Annotated in this window: 17 protein-coding genes; 11 read left to right on the top strand and 6 right to left on the bottom strand. The window is 60.9% G+C overall.

Annotated elements, in window-relative coordinates:
* Positions 1-34: 34 nt before the first annotated feature.
* The 4 genes from AC5YUO_RS23025 to AC5YUO_RS23010 are packed head-to-tail and all read left to right on the top strand — an operon-like array spanning position 35 to position 3,451.
* Positions 35-841: an alkaline phosphatase family protein gene (locus AC5YUO_RS23025; RefSeq protein ID WP_496155374.1), complete on the top strand. Its 807-nt coding sequence runs from the start codon at positions 35-37 to the stop codon at positions 839-841.
* Positions 838-1,662, top strand: a complete 825-nt coding sequence (locus AC5YUO_RS23020) for an ABC transporter permease (RefSeq protein ID WP_496155373.1) — start codon at positions 838-840, stop codon at positions 1,660-1,662. The genes AC5YUO_RS23025 and AC5YUO_RS23020 overlap by 4 nt, the downstream gene beginning before the upstream one ends.
* Positions 1,659-2,453 (top strand): ABC transporter permease, encoded by a 795-nt coding sequence (locus AC5YUO_RS23015; RefSeq protein WP_496155372.1) that lies wholly within the window; start codon positions 1,659-1,661, stop codon positions 2,451-2,453. Before AC5YUO_RS23020 ends, AC5YUO_RS23015 begins: the two co-directional genes overlap by 4 nt.
* Positions 2,450-3,451 carry an ABC transporter ATP-binding protein gene (locus AC5YUO_RS23010; protein WP_269702435.1) on the top strand — a complete coding sequence of 334 codons (1,002 nt, stop codon included), beginning with the start codon at positions 2,450-2,452 and terminating at the stop codon, positions 3,449-3,451. Before AC5YUO_RS23015 ends, AC5YUO_RS23010 begins: the two co-directional genes overlap by 4 nt.
* 58 nt (positions 3,452-3,509) lie before the next feature.
* Here AC5YUO_RS23010 and AC5YUO_RS23005 read toward each other — a convergent pair whose 3' ends face one another.
* Positions 3,510-4,448 carry a sugar ABC transporter substrate-binding protein gene (locus AC5YUO_RS23005; RefSeq protein WP_496155371.1) on the bottom strand — a complete coding sequence of 313 codons (939 nt, stop codon included), beginning with the start codon at positions 4,446-4,448 and terminating at the stop codon, positions 3,510-3,512.
* A 341-nt stretch (positions 4,449-4,789) separates the two neighbouring features.
* On the opposite strand from AC5YUO_RS23005, the gene AC5YUO_RS23000 reads away from it, so the two are divergent.
* From AC5YUO_RS23000 to AC5YUO_RS22990, 3 genes are all read left to right on the top strand, one after another.
* On the top strand, positions 4,790-5,965 hold the full coding sequence (locus AC5YUO_RS23000) for a Gfo/Idh/MocA family protein (RefSeq protein WP_496155370.1): 1,176 nt from the start codon (positions 4,790-4,792) through the stop codon (positions 5,963-5,965).
* Between the two features lie 14 nt (positions 5,966-5,979).
* Positions 5,980-6,927, top strand: a complete 948-nt coding sequence (locus AC5YUO_RS22995; protein ID WP_496155369.1) for a sugar phosphate isomerase/epimerase family protein — start codon at positions 5,980-5,982, stop codon at positions 6,925-6,927.
* Between the two features lie 75 nt (positions 6,928-7,002).
* Complete coding sequence (locus AC5YUO_RS22990; RefSeq protein WP_496155368.1) at positions 7,003-7,998, top strand: LacI family DNA-binding transcriptional regulator; 996 nt, start codon at positions 7,003-7,005, stop codon at positions 7,996-7,998.
* Between the two features lie 49 nt (positions 7,999-8,047).
* Here AC5YUO_RS22990 and iolG read toward each other — a convergent pair whose 3' ends face one another.
* From iolG to AC5YUO_RS22970, 4 genes are all read right to left on the bottom strand, one after another.
* Entirely contained in the window at positions 8,048-9,037 is a 990-nt protein-coding gene (iolG, locus tag AC5YUO_RS22985; RefSeq protein WP_496155367.1) for an inositol 2-dehydrogenase, read from the bottom strand.
* Position 9,038: 1 nt separating this feature from the next.
* Positions 9,039-10,055 (bottom strand): Gfo/Idh/MocA family protein, encoded by a 1,017-nt coding sequence (locus AC5YUO_RS22980; RefSeq protein ID WP_496155366.1) that lies wholly within the window; start codon positions 10,053-10,055, stop codon positions 9,039-9,041.
* Positions 10,056-10,184: 129 nt separating this feature from the next.
* On the bottom strand, positions 10,185-11,234 hold the full coding sequence (locus AC5YUO_RS22975; protein ID WP_496155365.1) for a LacI family DNA-binding transcriptional regulator: 1,050 nt from the start codon (positions 11,232-11,234) through the stop codon (positions 10,185-10,187).
* Positions 11,235-11,370: 136 nt separating this feature from the next.
* Positions 11,371-12,270: a LysR family transcriptional regulator gene (locus AC5YUO_RS22970; RefSeq protein ID WP_496155364.1), complete on the bottom strand. Its 900-nt coding sequence runs from the start codon at positions 12,268-12,270 to the stop codon at positions 11,371-11,373.
* A 138-nt stretch (positions 12,271-12,408) separates the two neighbouring features.
* On the opposite strand from AC5YUO_RS22970, the gene AC5YUO_RS22965 reads away from it, so the two are divergent.
* Positions 12,409-13,182, top strand: a complete 774-nt coding sequence (locus AC5YUO_RS22965; RefSeq protein ID WP_496155363.1) for an SDR family oxidoreductase — start codon at positions 12,409-12,411, stop codon at positions 13,180-13,182.
* A gap of 179 nt (positions 13,183-13,361) precedes the next feature.
* Positions 13,362-14,237 carry a hypothetical protein gene (locus AC5YUO_RS22960; RefSeq protein ID WP_496155362.1) on the top strand — a complete coding sequence of 292 codons (876 nt, stop codon included), beginning with the start codon at positions 13,362-13,364 and terminating at the stop codon, positions 14,235-14,237.
* On the opposite strand, the gene AC5YUO_RS22955 is transcribed toward AC5YUO_RS22960, so the two are convergent.
* Positions 14,227-15,291, bottom strand: a complete 1,065-nt coding sequence (locus AC5YUO_RS22955; protein ID WP_496155361.1) for a LacI family DNA-binding transcriptional regulator — start codon at positions 15,289-15,291, stop codon at positions 14,227-14,229. The genes AC5YUO_RS22960 and AC5YUO_RS22955 overlap by 11 nt on opposite strands.
* A 139-nt stretch (positions 15,292-15,430) precedes the next feature.
* Between AC5YUO_RS22955 and AC5YUO_RS22950 the strand changes: the two genes are divergently transcribed.
* Both AC5YUO_RS22950 and AC5YUO_RS22945 read left to right on the top strand, forming a co-directional pair.
* Complete coding sequence (locus AC5YUO_RS22950; RefSeq protein ID WP_496155359.1) at positions 15,431-16,465, top strand: Gfo/Idh/MocA family protein; 1,035 nt, start codon at positions 15,431-15,433, stop codon at positions 16,463-16,465.
* A 12-nt stretch (positions 16,466-16,477) separates the two neighbouring features.
* Positions 16,478-17,380 (top strand): sugar phosphate isomerase/epimerase family protein, encoded by a 903-nt coding sequence (locus AC5YUO_RS22945; RefSeq protein ID WP_496155358.1) that lies wholly within the window; start codon positions 16,478-16,480, stop codon positions 17,378-17,380.
* Positions 17,381-17,412: the final 32 nt, after the last annotated feature.

The following is a 17,412-nucleotide window of genomic DNA, read 5'->3' as shown; positions in this document are numbered from 1 at the left end:
GCAAACCGAACCACAAACAGGCGAGACGAAAGCGATGCACAAGACGATCTTCATCCTGCTGGATGGCCTCAGATATGCGACGGCACGGGATTGCCTCGGATATATGGAAGGTCTGGTAACGGCCGGAAAGGCCGGTATCCGCGCCGTGCGCAGCGAATTGCCGTCGATTTCGCGACCGCTTTACGAAACGCTGATGACCGGACTGCCGCCGGTGGTTCATGGTGTCACCAGCAATGGTGTGGTTCGCCGCTCCCGCTTTCCCAATGTCTTCTCGCTGGCAAGTGCGGCCGGCCGCACCACCGCTGCCTCCGCCTATCACTGGTACTTCGAACTTTATAATCAGGCGCCCTTCTCCCCGGAATTCCGCCATATCGAAAATTTCAGCGGCGGCATTCATCATGGCTCGTTTTACTGGGCCGATCATTATCCGGACGACCATGTCTTTGCCGATGCGGATGTTCTGCTGCGCCGGCATGGCCCGGATTTCCTGCTGATCCACCCGATGAATATCGACAATGAAGGCCACAAGCATGGCGGCAGCTCGCGGGAATATCGCAACGCCGCCCGTAACGCCGGCGATCTCCTGGCGCGTTATCTGCCAGCCTGGCACGCTGCGGGTTACAACATCATCGTTACCAGCGATCACGGCATGAGCGATGACGGCAATCACGGCGGGCCGCATGAGACCGAGGCTCTGGTGCCGTTCTATACATTCGGCGAGGCCTTTACGCCGGCTGCGGATGCGAAGCTTGCACAGACGGATATTGCCGGACTGCTCTGCACGCTTCTCGCCATTGCCGATCATGGCCTGCCCGTACCGCAAGGGCTGTTATCCGCATGAGCGTGCAGAACCGCAAAATGCGGCTGCTGGCAGCGCCGTTTCTGGGCGTTATCGCCACTCTCGTCCTCTGGCCGCTGGCGAGTGTCGTCACTGACAGCTTTTTCGCCGGCGGTGCGCTGTCGCTTGCCAATTACCGCACCATCCTCACGGATGCCTTTTATCTTCAGTCATTCGCGACCACGACGATCATTTCGCTCATCAGCACGGGAACGGGTCTCGTTTTCGGTTTTCTGGTCGCAGTGGCGCTGCGGGCAAGGTCTGGCGGCACCCGTCGCATCGTCATGGCCTTCGCCAATATTGGCGCCAACTTCGCCGGCGTACCGCTCGCCATGGCGCTCATCTTCCTCTTCGGGCTGAACGGCATGTTCACGCTTTTGCTGAAGGAGCTTGGGCTGATCGACGATTTTAACGTCTATTCCTTTACCGGGCTCATCATCGCCTATTGTTACTTTCAGGTGGCGCTGGCCACGCTACTGATCACGCCGGCGCTTGCTGCCGTCGGTCAGGATATCGAAGAGGCGGCGGCGCTGATCGGCGTCGGCAAGCTGCGGTTCTGGCTGAGAGTCGGTCTGCCCACCGTTGCGCGGCAATTGCTGGCAATCACCATTCTGCTCTTTGCCAATGCCATGGGCACTTTCGCGACGACCTTCGCTCTGACCGGCACAAGCATCAATATCGTCACCATCCGCATCAGCGAACTGGTCTCGGGTGACATTTTCTCCGATCCCAATCTCGCCAACGCCATCGCCATATGCCTTCTGGTCGTGCTTCTCGTGCCCATCACCGCAAGCCAGATATTGGCGGGAGAAAAGCGCCGATGACGCAGCAGGGTTTCAAAGGCGCAAGCCTGTTTCTGTGGCTGATGGCGCTCATCATGATATCGCCGCTGCTGGCGACGATGATGAATGCAGTGGCAACCGACTGGTCGGGAACCCTGCTGCCGGCCGGGCTGACGGTGGATAATTTCGTTACCATCCTGTCGGACGCGCGTTTCCATGCGGCCTTGCTGCGCTCCACGCTGGTTGCCGCAGCCGCCCTGACGATCGCGACCCTCATCATCGTCCCTGCCGTGGTTTCCGCCCATATCTACTGGCCCGCACTTGACCGCTGGTTCGCACGGCTGGTGATCTTGCCCTATGCCGCACCCGGCATCATTCTCGTGGTCGGTTATCTCAGGATATTTTCCGCACCGCCGCTGCAGATCGGCGGCTCACCGCTGGTACTGGTACTGACCTATGTGCCGCTCTGCTTTTCGATGTTCTACATCGCCGTGAAGAACGGCCTGCGCAACCTCGACATCGACGAGCTTCTGGATGCCGGCCGGCTGATCGGCGCGAGCGACCTCGCCATTCTGCGACGCGTCGTCCTGCCCAGCATCCTGCCGTCCATCGCGGTTGCCATCGTGCTGAATTTCGCGACGCTGTTCAGCGAATTCGTCTACGCCAAGATGCTGGTCGGCGGCAATTTCGAAACGTTGCAAATGTACATGTTCGCCCAGCGCAGCCTCAGCGGCCGCATCACCAGCGTCATCGTCATTCTCTATTTCCTGCTCATCCTTGCCTTTACCCTGATCGCCTTTCGGATGGTCCGGGAAACGGAGCGTGCATCATGACCCATCTTGCGATCCATAATATCAGCGCCATTTATGGCAACGCTACCGTTCTCGACGCCATCGAGCTTGGCATCGACACGGGTGAGATGCATGTGCTGCTGGGGCCGTCCGGCTGCGGCAAGACGACATTGCTGCGCTCCATCGCCGGCCTCGTTTCGCCCTCGTCCGGATCGATCACGCTGGACGGCCGGCGCATCGACACCCTGCCGCCGAAGGATCGCGGCATCGGCATGGTGTTTCAGCATTATGCGCTTTTTCCCAATATGACGGTGCGGCAGAACCTCGCTTTCGGTCTGGAGCAGCGCCGGCTGGCAAAAAAGACCATCGACGACAAGGTCTCCGCCGCGCTCGAAACCGTCTCCCTCAGCGACCGCGCCGACCGGCGGCCGCATCAACTTTCCGGCGGCCAGAAACAGCGCGTGGCGCTTGCCCGCGCGCTGGTGCTCGAACCCAAGCTGCTTTTGCTGGACGAACCGCTTTCCGCGCTCGATGCCCAGATCCGCAAGCGCCTGCGCGACGAGCTGAAACGCATTCAGCGCGAAAGCGGCCTCACCAGCATCCTCGTCACCCATGATCAGGACGAGGCCCTGTCGCTGGGCGACCGCATATCGGTGATGAATGCCGGCCGCATCGCCCAGACCGCGTCACCGCAGGAGCTTTATTACCGGCCGGCCGACCTGTTCGTCGCCGGTTTCATTGGTGACGCCAACATCATCACCGCCGAAGACATGTCACGCATCACCGGCAACCGCTTCGAGCGCACCTGCATCATCCCGCCACACGCCTTCACGATCGGCAACGCGCCGGACGGAACTGGCGTGGCCTTCACCGCCGAGGTGAAAGACATCAGCATCGTCGGCCCCACGGTCCGTTACCAGCTGGATGCGGCCGGCGTGGCGCTCAAGGTCGAACATGCAAGCGCGCAGGATGCGCTTTACCCGCCGCCCGGCCAGCACGTCACCCTCACCGTCGCCGAACGTCAGCTGCATTACATCTGACCAAAGCGGCATTGCATGGCGGCGCCCCCGCCGCCATGCCATCTATTCTCCTAGAGCATCAGTTGCGGCTGTCATAGGTGGCCAGGTTTGCGGGGGTTACCAGTTCGAACGGAATCCAGACATTCTGTTCGACCGGCTCCTTGGCGATCATCTTGAGCGCGGTTTCCAATGCACCCTTGCCCTGCCCTGCCGCATCCTGAAACACGGTGACGGCGAGCTCATCCGCCTTCATGGCCTTCATGGCATCCTGCGTTGCATCTATGCCGCCAACCACGATCTTGCCTTCGCCGGCGCCAAGCGGCTTTTTCACACCCTTCAGCGCCTGTATCGCGCCAAGCGCCATCTCGTCATTATTGGCGATGATCGCGTTGACATCGAGGCCGGCGCTCAGCCAGTTGGTAACGAGGTCGGCGCCCGAAATACGGGTCCATTTGCCGGCCTGCTTGTCGGCAACCGTGATACCTGCGCATTCCGGTTTCTTCAGCACATCCTCGGCCGCCTTGGTGCGGACACGGGCAGCCTCATAGGCAAGATCGCCCATGATGATATTGACCTTGCCCTTGCCGCCGAGCAAACGGCACACTTCGGTCATCTGCAGGTTGCCCGCCTGATATTCATCGCTGCCGACGAAGCTGACGCCACTCTCCGGCAGTTTTTCGACCGGCTGACGGTTCACATAGATCAGCGGAATGCCGGCAGCAGCGGCGGCAGTCGTAATCGGCTGGGTCGCCGAGGCATCCACCGGGTTGACGATGATCGCATCCAGTCCCTGGGCGACGAAATTATTGACCTGGTCGAGCTGCCTGCCGATATCGGTCTGGGCATCCTCGAATTGCAGCTGAATATCCGGCTTGCCCTCGGCCGAGCTCTGCATCGCAAGCCGCAGGATCGTCAGGAAGTTGTCATCGAAACTCGACATTGCAATGCCGATATTGGCGGCATTCGCCGTCGTAAAAAGCGCGGACGACAAAAGCAGTGCGGACAGTAGGGATTTCATCGTTTCCTCCTCAATACGCCGGCTTGCGGCGCCACGTTGACCAAGGGCTCCTCAACCCTTGTTGTCACCAATAATGGGAGCGCTCTCAATCTGTCAACCTCGATAATGGTAATGAAGGGTCCGCACCGCAGGGCTTGATTGAATCCGATCACAATTATTTTCCACGCGCTGGAATTTCTGGCCGAGCCGTTGGCCCTGACACAGAAGGACAAAACCCTGCAGAATACGGGAAATCTAACGACAACCAGCCCATCCCCGATGGAGATCATAGCGATATTGACAATGTGGGAGCGCTCTCATATCAAACTGACAGATCACATATCCGTCTCTGGGAGGAACATATGACACGATCGGCAATTGCGGTCATTGGCGCTGGCATGATCGGCGCTGCGCATGCCTTTGGCTACAGGGTCAATATCGACCGGCTCTCTGATCGGCTCCCCGGCCTGCGCCTGAAGACCATCTGCGACGCCAATGGCGAGCTTGCCGCCGCGATGGCGGCAAGCTGGGGTTTCGAAACCATCGCTTCGGACTGGAAGGACGTACTTGCGGATCCGGAAATCGGCATCGTCAGCATCTGCCTGCCGAATTTCCTGCATGCGGAGGTCACGCTTGCCGCACTCGCGGCTGGCAAACACGTCATCTGCGAAAAGCCGCTGGCGCTTGATGCGGAAACGGCAGCCCGTATCTATGAGGCGTCGAAAACGACTTCCACCGTTTCCGCAACCGTCTTCAACTATCGCCGTATCCCCGCAATCGCGGCAATCCGGCAATTGATCCAGAACGGCGAGATCGGCGAACCGGTCAACGCGCTTGTCCAGTATGAAAGCGAATATGCCGCCGACGCGCAGCTGCCCCATAGCTGGCGTTATGAGCGGGACCGGGCCGGGCCGGGCGCGCTACTCGATATCGGCACCCATGCCGTCGATATAGCCCGCTTCCTGTGCGGTGAAGTCGAGGAGATCGCCGGCGCGATCGCGACCATTTCCATCAAGCAGCGCTTCCTGCCGGCCGGCGCCAGCATTGGTCATAATCATGTGGCGCTGAGCAAGGAAAGCCGGCCGGTCGACAATGACGATGTCATGTCCGCCCTGCTGCGTTTCGAAAATGGTTGCCAGGGCACCTTCCTTGCCAGCCGCGTTGCAGTGGGCATGGGCAACAGCCTGACAGTTGCAATCACCGGCACGAAAGGCACGGTTCGCTACAGTTCCCGCACGCCGGCGCATTACGAGATCGCCCGTTTCGACGGTTCTGGCCAGTCGCCCTTCACCATCGTCGCCAACCATCCGGCTTTGCCTTTCGCCGCGCTGCTGCCGGTGCCGCATGACGGCGTCGCCATCGGTTATGCGGAGGTCTTCGGTTTCATGATCCATGAATTCCTCGACGCCATCGCCAGAGGCGGGCCGATGACGAACGGCTCCATCCTCGACGGCCTGCGCGCGAGCGAAATCCTCGATGCGATCCAGCAGAGCGCAGATACCAACCGGCCCGTAAAGGTCAGGCACGCCGCCGCCTGATGCCAAAGGAGCGAATGATGAAAATTGGTCTCAATACCGACGGCTTCGGCGCGCTGCCGCTTACCGCCTGCCTCGACCAGATCGCGGAACTTGACCTCACCCATGTCGAATTCGGACTTGGCGGCTGGTCGAGCGCACCGCATGTGGATATCGCCGATCTGCTTGCCCATGCCGCCTCGCGTGATCGCCTGAAAGGTATGCTGAAGGAGCGAAACCTCGAAATATCGGCACTTAATTGCTCGGGAAATCCGCTGCATCCGGGGAAGATCGGGGTGGACGACAGCAAACTTGCCTATGACACGCTGGAGCTTGCCGTCCTGCTCGGCGTCGAACGGATCGTCATGATGTCCGGCCTTCCCGCCGGCGGGCCGGAGGACCGGAACCCGAACTGGATCACCTCCTCCTGGCCGCTTGAGGCCATGGAGATGCTGGAATGGCAATGGAGCGAAAGGCTTCTGCCCTTCTGGAGAAAATACGCGGCAGCAGCCGGGCAAAAGGGCCTGAAGATCTGCGTCGAGCAGCACGGCCGCCAGTGCGTCTATAATAGCGAGAGTTTTTTCCGCCTGCGCGACGCGGTCGGGCCAACGGTCGGCGTCAACTTCGACCCCAGCCACCTGATCTGGATGGGCGGCGATCCGATTTCCGCCATCGAGACGCTGGGGGAGTGCATCTACCATGTCCACGGCAAGGATTCGCGCATCGAACTGCGCGCCCGGATCGACGGCCTGCTCGACACCAAACATGTGATGCCGGTAGACGGCCGGTCCTGGAATTTCGTCTCGCTCGGCCACGGCACCGCCGTGCATGGCTGGCTCGATATTGTCAGGGCGCTGTGCAAGGCCGGTTATGACGACGTCATCAGCATCGAGAACGAGGACTATTCCATGCCGCCGCTCGACGCCGTCGCCACATCGGCAACCACCCTGCGCTTCTGCATCGAACAATCCGCAGGCGTCAAATGACGCCTGCCGGGGCCGCACCGCGAAATTAAAGCGCCGACGCTTGCCAGTTTCCACCAGCCTTCTTTATAGGAAAGCATGAGCAACTTTCCCACCCGCCCCGGAGTAACGCTTGAAGATGTCGCCAAGGCGGCGGGTGTTTCACGCTCGCAGGCGTCGCGCGCGCTGCGAAACGACCCCGGAGTCCGTGGCGAGACGAAGGCCCATATCCTCACTACTGCCGCCAGCCTCAATTATACGCCGAACCTTGCCGCCCAGACACTGGCCAGCCGCCAGAGCCGTTCGATCGGCCTTGTTGTCGGCGATGTGCTCAATCCTTACGAAGCGATGCTGGCGCGCGAATGCGATAAAGCTTTGCGGGATGCCGGTTATTTCGCGATGCTGGCCGTCTCCAGTACAGCCAGCACGCTGCGCGCCTTCATCGACCAGCGTATCGCCGGCATTGTCCTCATTGGCGCACCGGAGAAGCAGGAGGAGATCGCCGCCGTTTCCAAGCTCCTGCCAACCGTCTATATCGGGCGCAATCTGACGGCGGAGATGGTGGAAAGCGTGAGTTCGGATAACGCGCTCGGCGCGCGACTGGCAACGGAGTTCCTGCTGGGGCTCGGTCATCGCGCCATTGCGCATATTACCGGCGGCAGCGGCGCGGGTGCCAGCAGTCGCGCGAACGCCTATCGCGACACCATGCTGCAGCATGGCCTTCAACCCATCATCGCCGAAGGCCGATATAATATCGACGCCGGCAGCATGGCAACGGACGCGCTGATGGCCCGCAAGGAGCGGCCAACCGCAATCTTCGCGGCAAACGATCTCATTGCGCTCGGCGCCATCAGCCGGCTCGCCGGGCATGGATTCCGGGTGCCGGACGAAGTGGCGGTCATCGGTTTCGACGACATACCCATGGCAGCCTCCGAACCGATTTCGCTTACCACCATCCGTCAAAAGGTGCCGGACACGGTTGCCGCCGCTGTCGAAACGCTAACGACCCGGCTTGCCGATCCCGCAGCCCCGATCCGCAACCGCATCATCGCCCCAGAACTGATCGTCCGGCGCTCCTCCGGCACGAAAATCTGAAGCACGGCGCGCCAGGTCGTGACGCGCCATGCAATTGCCGTGGCTCGCCTTAAACCGCGACGCGCTTTCCGGTTTCCACCGATTGCACGCAGGCATTGGCAAGTTTGAGGGCCAAGACGCCATCTTCACCTGTGGTGGCCGGCTGCCTTCCGTCCTTGAGGGCAGCGATGAACTCGGCAATTTCCCCGGCATAAGAAGCGGTATAACGGGTCATGAAGAAATTCTGCAGCGGTGCGCTGCGATAACCATCCGCATTGCCGATGACGACCGTGTTCTCATGATGGTTTTCCGCACGGGCCACGCCGAGCGAACCATGCACCTCCACCCGCTGATCATAACCATAGGTGGCGCGGCGCGAATTGGTGATGACCGCCTGCCGGCCCGACGCCGTTTCGAGAATGACGGTGGCGCTGTCGAAATCGCCTATGTCCTTCAGCTCCGGTTTGACGAGAACCGAAGCATGGGCCGACACCACGACCGGCTCTTCGCCGAGCAGGAAACGCGCCATATCGAGATCATGGATCGTCATGTCACGGAAAATGCCGCCAGAACGCGCGGCATAGGACAAGTCCGGCGCCCCCGGATCGCGCGAAGTGATCGTCACCATTTCGACATCGCCAATGCGCCCGGCATCGATCGCGGCGCGCACACCGGCAAAATTCGGGTCGTAACGGCGGTTGAAGCCGAGCATCAGCGTCACGCCCGCCGCCCTGGCAATCGAGACCACCTCTTCGGCCCGGGCAAGATCGAGATCGACAGGCTTTTCGCAGAAGACGTGCTTGCGGGCTCTCGCGAATTTTTCGATGAGGTCGGCATGGGTATCGGTCGGCGTGCAGATCAGCACCGCGTCAATGGATCGATCCGCCGCGATGACATCCACATCCGCCGCCCTCGCTCCCGAGGCCTGCGCCAGAGCTTCCGCTGCGGCCGGCAGGGCGTCCGTAACGGCCACAAGTTCGGCATCGTCACTGCCGGCAATCGCCCGGGCATGTACCTTTGCGATACGTCCTGCGCCGATGAGGGCAAGTTTGATCGTCATTTCAATATCCTTTCACATCAACCCATGCGCCGCTTTTCGCCGAGGCGAAAACCGCGTCGGCCACGGCCGCATTGGCCCGCGCGTCCCGCATGTCGAAATAGGGCACCGCCTCGCCGCGGACCGCCCGGGAGAAATTCGTCACCTCTTCCTCGTATTGGTCGAGCGGCGGGAATTCGAGCGTATGGATGTCCGAATTCGCGTGGTCGGCCGAGGTGTCGATGGCGATGATGTTGGGGCTGACGCGCGAGGGCACATAGGCCTGCGGCAGCGAGATGAAGGCCCTTTCGCAGACGATCTGGATCGATTGCGAGGAGGCCTGCGCCATCGAAACCATGAAGGTCGCGTGTCTGCCGTCGCCGAAATCGAGGATGACCGAAGTGAACATGTCGATGCCGCCGGCATTATGGGCGGCGGCTGCGAAAGCGCGCTTCGGTTCGGAACCAAAAACATAACGCGCCGCCATGGCGGTATAGCAGCCGAGATCGTAATAGGCGCCACCGCCGAATTCCGGCTTCTGGCGGAAATCCGCTTCATTGGTCATCATGAAGGACAGGAGCGAGGAGAAGGAAAGCGGCCTGCCATAGTCTTCCGACTGGAGGAGCTGCCGCAGCCTGATCCAGCGCGGCTGCTGGCGAACCATGAAGGCCTCGGAAATCTTCAGCGCCGAATCGACATCCCCGAGTTGATCGAGTTCCGCCGCCGTCATGGCTGCCGGTTTTTCGCACAGGACATGTTTGCCGGCCTTCGCCGCCTTGCGGGCCCACTCCACATGCAGATGGTTCGGCAGGGCGATATAGACCGCCTCGACATCCGGATCGGCAAGCACCTCTTCATAGCTGCCATAGGCGCGCTGAATACCGTGCCGGTCGGCCATGGTTCTTGCCCGTTCCACGCTGCGCGCACCGATGGCCAGCGCCTCGCAGACGGCGCTTTTGACGAGGCCGGGAATGATGGCACCGTCCGCGATGCGCGCGGCGCCGAGTATGCCCCACCGGACGGGGGCGATGATGTCGTTCATGATGTTTCCTCCCTGGAGAGACGCCCGCCTTTGACCTGCCAAGAACGCCCTCGGACGCGGCAAACATGCCCCGGCGCATTACGCCCGGCAAATGCCACGCTGATGGAAAACCATCAGCCGTGCGGCTTCTCAGAAAGGCAGCGGGTTCGGGAGGTTTTCCGGCCCGTAAAGGACGATGGGCACCTCCGTTTCAGGTGGAAAGGATCCCTGTCCGGCATCGAAGAATTCGAAATGGCGAAGCAGGATGTTCACCGCCAGCCGCACCTGCAGTTCCGGGCTCTGGTCGATCGTGAGCGACATCAGCCCTTCCCGCAGAAAAGCAGCGGTATTGCGCGTCAGTTCGTGCCCGACAAAGACGGGGCGATCCGGGAGAATATCGGCGCGGATGGCCCGCGCCACACCGATATTGGCCGCTCCCACATTGTAGACGGCGACGGTATCGGGCTCGGCATGAAAAGCCTCGCGCAGCTGAAGCTCCGAACGGGCGCGGTCGTCGCCTCCTTCCACGATGCGCGCCACATTCCAGCCCGGCGCCTTTTCCGCCAGAAACTGCGTGACACCACGCACGCGGTCGGCATGTGACTGGAAACCGAGATGATTGCACAACAGGATGACCGGCCCCGGTTTGCGCGCTATCCTGCTGATGAAATAACCGGCCGAACGACCGGCGCGATAGTGATCCGTGCCGGCATAACCGATCCGCGCCGAGCCGGGAACGTCGGAGATGACGGTGACGACGGGAATGCCCCGGGCGCTCAGCTCCTCCACCGCTGCATGGACGAGCGGATGATCCTGCATATAGGAGACGACCGCATCGCAGCCGGTCTTTGCCAGCGCCTTTGCCAGGGTTTCCGGCCTCTCATCCTCCAGCACCGTCCGGTGAATGACGATCGACCTGTCGAGTGAGGTTGCGATCCGCCGGAACTCGAAACCCATGCGGGCGATGAGCGGCAGTTCCGGCCGGGCAAGGATGACATCGATCCGGATCAGCCTGCGATGCGCCTGCGGCAACATGCGGCGCAGGCCAAGTTCCTTTGCCGCCTGCAAGACCCGTTTGCTGACCGCCTCGCTGACATTGCCGCGATCATTGAGGACCCTGTCGACGCTTGCCGTGCCGACCCCTGCCCGTTCAGCAACATCCGTGATCGTGACACGCCTGCCCTGCCGTTTCGACGCCATCCCTCAAGCTCCTCCGCATCGCCCGCCTATGCGTTCAGTATTGTCGCCCGCATGGCTACAACGACTATCGCCTTCCTGATGGAAATCAATCAACCATTTCAGCACAATCTCGCCCGAATAGTAGGGCGCCGGCCGACTAGAGAAGCCGTCGCCGCAAAAGAGCTTCCAGCCAGTCCGCGAAGACCTGCAATCTTCGCGAAAGATGCTGGCGATGCGGATAAAGCAACGCCATCGGCATCGGCTCGGCCCGATGGGCCGGCATGACCTCGATGAGTTCGCCGCTCTCCAGATGCGGCCTGACGTCGTAAGCCGGTATCTGGATCAAGCCGAGACCGGCGAGACAGCAGGCAATATAGGCCTCGGCATTGTTGACGGTAACGCGGCCTTGCATGGAAACCGATTGCAGCGCCTCGCCTTCGAGCCATTCCCAATTTTCCACGCGCCCGCTGGAGGGCGAAGCGTAATTGACGGCCCAGTGGTGGGAGAGATCGTGGGGCGTTTTCGGCGTTCCATGACGCTGCAGATAAGAGGGACTTGCGACATTGACCAGCGGCAGCTTGCCGATCGGCCGCGCGATCAGGCCGGAATCGCTGAGCGGACCGACGCGCAGCACGCAATCGATATTGTCTTCCACCAGATCGACGGCGCGGTCGGTCACGCCGAGGCCTATGTCGATCTGCGGATAAAAGTCGAGAAATTCCGGCAGCGCCGGCGCGATGACCAGCCGGCCGATCCGGCCCGGCACGTCGATCCGCAAGCGTCCCGAAGGCTGTGCCGCCGTCTGCCGGAAGAGATTTTCCGCATCTTCGACATCGGCGATCAGCCGCTGGCAGCGTTCATAAAAAGCTGAACCGTCCTCGGTTGGCGAGACCTTGCGCGTCGTGCGGTTCAGCAGCCGCGCACCGATGCGTCCTTCCAGTTCCTGCACCGCCGCCGAAACCGAGGAACGCGGAATACCGAGCGTATCGGCGGCCCGAGTGAAACTCGCGCAGTCAACGACGCGCGTGAAGATACGGAACAGGTCGATACGGTCCAACCGGAAACACCCTATTGTGCGGATTTTCTGACAAGTCCTGTCAGAATAAGCGCCTTTATCACGTAATACTAGACGATATCCTGCCACAACGAAAGCGGTCATCAGCGTGACCGGACACCGGCAAAAGGAGGCCGACCCATGACAGACCATTCCCTCAAGGGCAAAACCGTCATCATCGCCGGCGGCGCGAAAAACCTCGGCGGGTTGATTGCCCGCGATTTTGCCGGCCAGGGCGCCGGCGCCATCGCCATCCACTATAACAGCGCCGCAACCAGGGCCGATGCCGAAGCAACAGTGGCCGCCGTGAAAGCAGCCGGTGCCGAGGCCGTCGCCCTTCAGGCCGATCTCACCACGGCAGGCGCGGTCGAAAAGCTGTTTGCCGATACAGTTGCCGCCATTGGCCGCCCGGATATCGCCATCAACACGGTCGGCAAGGTGCTGAAGAAACCGATCCTCGACACGTCCGAAGCCGAATATGACGAAATGACTGCCGTCAACGCCAAGTCGGCCTTCTTTTTCCTGCAACAGGCCGGCCGCCACGTCAGCGACAATGGCAGGATCTGCACCCTCGTAACGTCACTCTTGGGTGCCTTTACGCCGTTTTACGCCAGCTATGCCGGCACCAAGGCCCCGGTGGAGCATTTTACCCGCGCCGCGGCCAAGGAATTTGGCGAACGCGGTATCTCGGTGACCGCAATCGGCCCCGGACCGATGGACACGCCGTTCTTCTACGGTCAGGAAACACCGGACGCGCAGGCCTATCACAAGAGTGCCGCCGCACTTTCCGGCTTCTCAAAAACCGGTCTCACCGATATCGAGGACATCGTTCCCTATATCCGCTTCCTCGTGACGGATGGCTGGTGGATGACCGGGCAGACCATTCTCGTCAATGGCGGTTACACCACGAAATAAGGCATTTCGGCTGAAGGCGACAAACGGAATCGGGCTGCGACTCGGCACCGTTTCAGCCCAGCCGGCCTCGGCGGGCTTGATGCCGGGGCACCAAAAAAAATGGAACGCCATATGGCCTGAACCATACGTACCGGTGTAAAACCCCCGTCATCCTGTTATTGGAAAGCCGGGGATATCGGATGAATTCAGCGCGTCGTGGCGTTCTCGCATTTCTGGGCGGCCTTGTGCTGGCAAGGCCTTCTCTCGGTGCAACACCGGGCAAGTCAGCGGCCTTTGCCGAATCCCGTTCCGAATATAAACCGCGGCACATCCTCTGTTTTCTCGGCCCCGAAAACGGGCTGGCGGCGCTCCAGAAGAGCGCCCGCGCCGCTATCGATGGTTTCGCGCCCGATTTCAGCCTCGACGAGGATTATTCACAGGATGAGCCGGACGACCGGATGGAACGGTCCTTCAATGTCTGCTGGGACCGCGTCGACCCGGATGCCTATCAGCCGGCGGATGAGGAAGCCGTCGCCGGGCACGGCTCGGTTCTTTATGTGCTTGGCCCGTCCATGGATGCCGGAACAGCCGTAAAGACATCCACACATGCCCTCAGATTCGTACAGCACATGCTTGATCACGGCGCCCTCGCCGTGAAGGGAGAAAGCGCGGGCGTCGCGCATGGGGCAAGGCGCTGGAAGCAGCTCTTCGAGCAATCGCGCAGCGAAGCTGCTGCCGATGACGAAATGGCGCTTGCGAGAACCTGCCGTCTGGCTTTCGCACGTCGCCCCATAGGCGGCGATGCCGAGGGTATGACGAGCGTGGGGTTTCACCTCATCGGCTTGCCCGATGTGCATGTGCGCTTTACCAAAAATGGGGATCAGCCGTCCACGAATGCAGACCAGTTAAAGATCGCCGCGTTGATGGACGATATCGCCGATCAAATGGCGCGCGACGGGGTCGACGCGGTCCTGAAGGATCGTCGCGCCACCCTCACCGACGATACACGCTATGAGGAAGACGAATATAAATTCAATCCTTTCGGTGTCGTCGGCATTGATGACCTCAAGCTTTGACGCCCCCGGGCACAGCCGCCTGTGGAGCAGGTGCGGGGTCGCTCTCGCCTGCCACCAGCAGCATGGGCCACACGCAATGGCGGGCCTGATCGGGGTAAAAGGGCGCGTAGGCCGGCATGGTCGATAACAGCGTCTGCGCCACCGTCACGCCGAGATCATGCAGGGACATTCGGAAACTGGTCAGCCGCGGTTCCAGAAACTGGCCGCGCGGGCCATCGCGGAAGCCGATGACGGCAAGATCGCGCCCCGGCTTCAGCCCCACTTCCGCAAGCCGGCGATAAAGACCGACCGCCATCAGCTCGTAGATCAGCACGATCGCCGTTGGCCGTGGCCGCATCTGCAGCCATTCGCTGGCGGCGTGATACCCGCCCTGCTCGCTCGATTTCGCGCGGATGACCAGCGAGGAATCGTAGGCGATGCCATTGTCCTCCAGTGCGCGCCTGTATCCTTCCAGAAAAACGTAACCGAGATTGATATCGCTGTCGGGCACGGCCACCGCAATCGAACGATGCCCGGCGGCGGCAAGCCGGTCGACGGCATTTTTCGCGACACCCTCGAAATCGAGATCGATCCAGGCGTGATTGTCGCTGGAAGCGGTCCGTCCGAGGGCCACGAAAGGCAGGCGGGTCTGCTTCAGGAAATCCACACGTTTGTCGGTGCGCCGGGTGGCGGAAATGATCATCGCATCCACCATGCGGCGCGCCACCATGCGCTTCAGATATTCATCCGGATCCTCCTCCCCCGGGCAGGGCAGAACGATGAGATCGAGATTATGTCCGGAAAACACGCTTTGCAGGCCATCCGTCACGCCTAAGAAGAAGTTGTCAGAGTTCTCCACGGTCTGCGCGTCGCTGCCGGTCATCAGGCCGATGACATTGGTGGTTCCCTGCCTAAGGCTGCGGCCGGACTGGTTGGCGACATAACCAAGCTTTTCCGCCGCCTCCAGAACACGCCGCCGCGTCTCTTCGTTCACATCGGGCTTGCCGTTCAGGGCACGGGAAACGGTGCCTATCGATATGTCGAGATAATCGGCAAGCTGACGGATTCCTTTCATGCATTCCCCTCCCATGCCCCGGCGCACAATCGACGCGCCCTTAACGGTCTTGACATATCTAACATCATCGTCATAGTCTCGTAAACGTTTACGACGCTCTGCGCAAAGAGGAGTTTGCGAAAGAGCCCGGGGAGATGAGATGACATTTAATGCCGTTTTATGCGGGTGCGGAGCCATGGCCAAAGGCTGGTTGCGCGCCATTCAATCCACGCCGGAAATCGCCGGCGCGATCAGAATCGCCGGCCTGGTGGATCTGAACGAGAACACGGCCCGCGCGCTTGCCGAAGAATTCGCCCTCACCGACGCGGTCATCGGCACCGATCTTCGCGCGGTTCTTGCCGAAACGAAAGCCGACATCCTTTTTGACATCGTCATCCCGCAGGCACGCTTTGCCGTTGTTGAAGCCGGTCTCGAGGCCGGGTGCCATGTGCTCAGCGAAAAGCCGCTGGCCGCCTCGATGCAGGAAGCCGCCACGCTGGTGGAGCTGGCGAAAAAAGCCGGGAAAATTCATGCCGTGGTGCAAAACCGGCGGTTTGTGGCGGGTATCCGGCGGCTGCGCCGCGCCATCGAAGACGGCGTCATCGGTGATCTGACGGCCATTCATTGCGATTTCTTCCTCGGCCCGCATTTTGGCGGCTTCCGTGAGGAAATGAAGAACGTCCTGCTTCTCGACATGGCGATCCACACCTTCGATGCAGCCCGTTTCGTCGCCAATGAGAAACCCCTCTCCGTCTTTTGCGTGGAAAAGAACCCGGCCGGCTCCTGGTATGCCCATGGGGCGAGCGCCAACGCCATTTTCGAGTTCTCCAACGATGTCGTCTTCACCTATCGCGGTTCATGGTGCGCCGAAGGCGAGCGGACCAGCTGGGAAGCGCGTTGGCGGCTGATCGGCTCCAAGGGCATGATCCTCTGGGACGGGGAGGACAATTTCTCCGCTTCCGTGGCCGGCGAAGACCAGGGGCTTTTGCGCGGATTCAGGACCGTAAACGTTTCCGATGTCATTTCCGAGAAGGATACGCGCGGCCATGCCAGCGTCATTCTCTCGTTCCTTCAATCCATCCGCACGGGTGAGATGCCGGAGACGGCCTCCTTCGACAACATCAACAGCCTTGCCATGGTGATCGGCGCGATAGAAAGCGCCCGCCTCGGCCAGCGTGTTTCCATTGCAGCATAAGGACTGAAAGACGTGAGCAATCCGGCAACATCCATCCGCATCGGCACCATGGTCAGCGCCAGCAAGGGACAGGCGGCTGAACGCATCGGCCAGATCGCCGATCTCGGCTTTGAAAGCTTCGAGCCGTTTTTCTGGCAGACAACCAACGGTCAGGACCTGGCCGAACTCGGCAAGCGCTGCCTTGACGCGATCGGCGACCGCGACATCACCATCGGCACGCTCGGCATGTTCGGCAATCCGCTGGAGGAAACCGATATCGACCTTCAGACATTGCAGGGCTGGAAAGACTGCATCGACAATGCCCATCATTTCGGCGCCACCTGCGTTGCCGGGTTCACCGGCCGGCTGCGCGGCAAACCGCTGCCGGAAAGCCTGCCCAGATACAAGGAAATCTGGAGCGAGCTTGCCAAGCGCGCCGCCGACAAGGGCATAAAGATTGCCTTTGAAAATTGTGCCATGGACGGCAACTGGCAGACCGGCGACTGGAACATCGCGCATAATCCCGACGCCTGGGAGCTGATCTTCAACGAAACGCCTGACGAGCATATCGGCATCGAATGGGAACCCTGCCACCAGATGGTCTATCTCATCGATCCGCTGCCGCAGATCCGCAAATGGGCGGACAAGATTTTCCACGTGCACGGCAAGGACGCGACCATCCGCTGGGATGTCATTCGCGAGCACGGCATTTTCGGCAAGGAAAAATTCGTCTTCATGCGCACGCCGGGCTTCGGCGACAGCAACTGGACGGACATTATTTCCGAACTGCGCCTCGCCGGCTGGTCCGGCTCGATCGACATCGAAGGCTGGCATGACCCCGTCTACCGCGACGCGCTGGAAATGACGGGCCAGGTGCATGGTCTGAACTATCTAAAAAAATGCCGCGGCGGCGATTTCGTCGTCGACCCGACATAACGGAAGCCTTTTGGGAGAAGGTTTTCGAAGAT

It is taken from the genome of Agrobacterium sp. LEGMi-208b (assembly GCF_059511785.1).
The sequence above is the reverse complement of the archived record's forward strand: the minus strand, read 5'-3'. Positions and strand labels throughout refer to the sequence as shown.

Bases quoted from the DNA above. Each gene is read 5' to 3' on its own strand.
- AC5YUO_RS22975 (WP_496155365.1), bottom strand. From the start codon at position 11,234: ATGGCGTCGAAACGGCAGGGCAGGCGTGTCACGATCACGGATGTTGCT.
- AC5YUO_RS23025 (WP_496155374.1), top strand. From the start codon at position 35: ATGCACAAGACGATCTTCATCCTGCTGGATGGCCTCAGATATGCGACG.
- AC5YUO_RS23010 (WP_269702435.1), top strand. From the start codon at position 2,450: ATGACCCATCTTGCGATCCATAATATCAGCGCCATTTATGGCAACGCT.
- AC5YUO_RS23000 (WP_496155370.1), top strand. From the start codon at position 4,790: ATGACACGATCGGCAATTGCGGTCATTGGCGCTGGCATGATCGGCGCT.
- AC5YUO_RS22955 (WP_496155361.1), bottom strand. From the start codon at position 15,291: ATGAAAGGAATCCGTCAGCTTGCCGATTATCTCGACATATCGATAGGC.
- AC5YUO_RS23015 (WP_496155372.1), top strand. From the start codon at position 1,659: ATGACGCAGCAGGGTTTCAAAGGCGCAAGCCTGTTTCTGTGGCTGATG.
- AC5YUO_RS23005 (WP_496155371.1), bottom strand. From the start codon at position 4,448: ATGAAATCCCTACTGTCCGCACTGCTTTTGTCGTCCGCGCTTTTTACG.
- AC5YUO_RS22960 (WP_496155362.1), top strand. From the start codon at position 13,362: ATGAATTCAGCGCGTCGTGGCGTTCTCGCATTTCTGGGCGGCCTTGTG.
- AC5YUO_RS22990 (WP_496155368.1), top strand. From the start codon at position 7,003: ATGAGCAACTTTCCCACCCGCCCCGGAGTAACGCTTGAAGATGTCGCC.
- AC5YUO_RS22980 (WP_496155366.1), bottom strand. From the start codon at position 10,055: ATGAACGACATCATCGCCCCCGTCCGGTGGGGCATACTCGGCGCCGCG.
- AC5YUO_RS22965 (WP_496155363.1), top strand. From the start codon at position 12,409: ATGACAGACCATTCCCTCAAGGGCAAAACCGTCATCATCGCCGGCGGC.
- iolG (WP_496155367.1), bottom strand. From the start codon at position 9,037: ATGACGATCAAACTTGCCCTCATCGGCGCAGGACGTATCGCAAAGGTA.
- AC5YUO_RS22950 (WP_496155359.1), top strand. From the start codon at position 15,431: ATGACATTTAATGCCGTTTTATGCGGGTGCGGAGCCATGGCCAAAGGC.
- AC5YUO_RS23020 (WP_496155373.1), top strand. From the start codon at position 838: ATGAGCGTGCAGAACCGCAAAATGCGGCTGCTGGCAGCGCCGTTTCTG.
- AC5YUO_RS22995 (WP_496155369.1), top strand. From the start codon at position 5,980: ATGATGAAAATTGGTCTCAATACCGACGGCTTCGGCGCGCTGCCGCTT.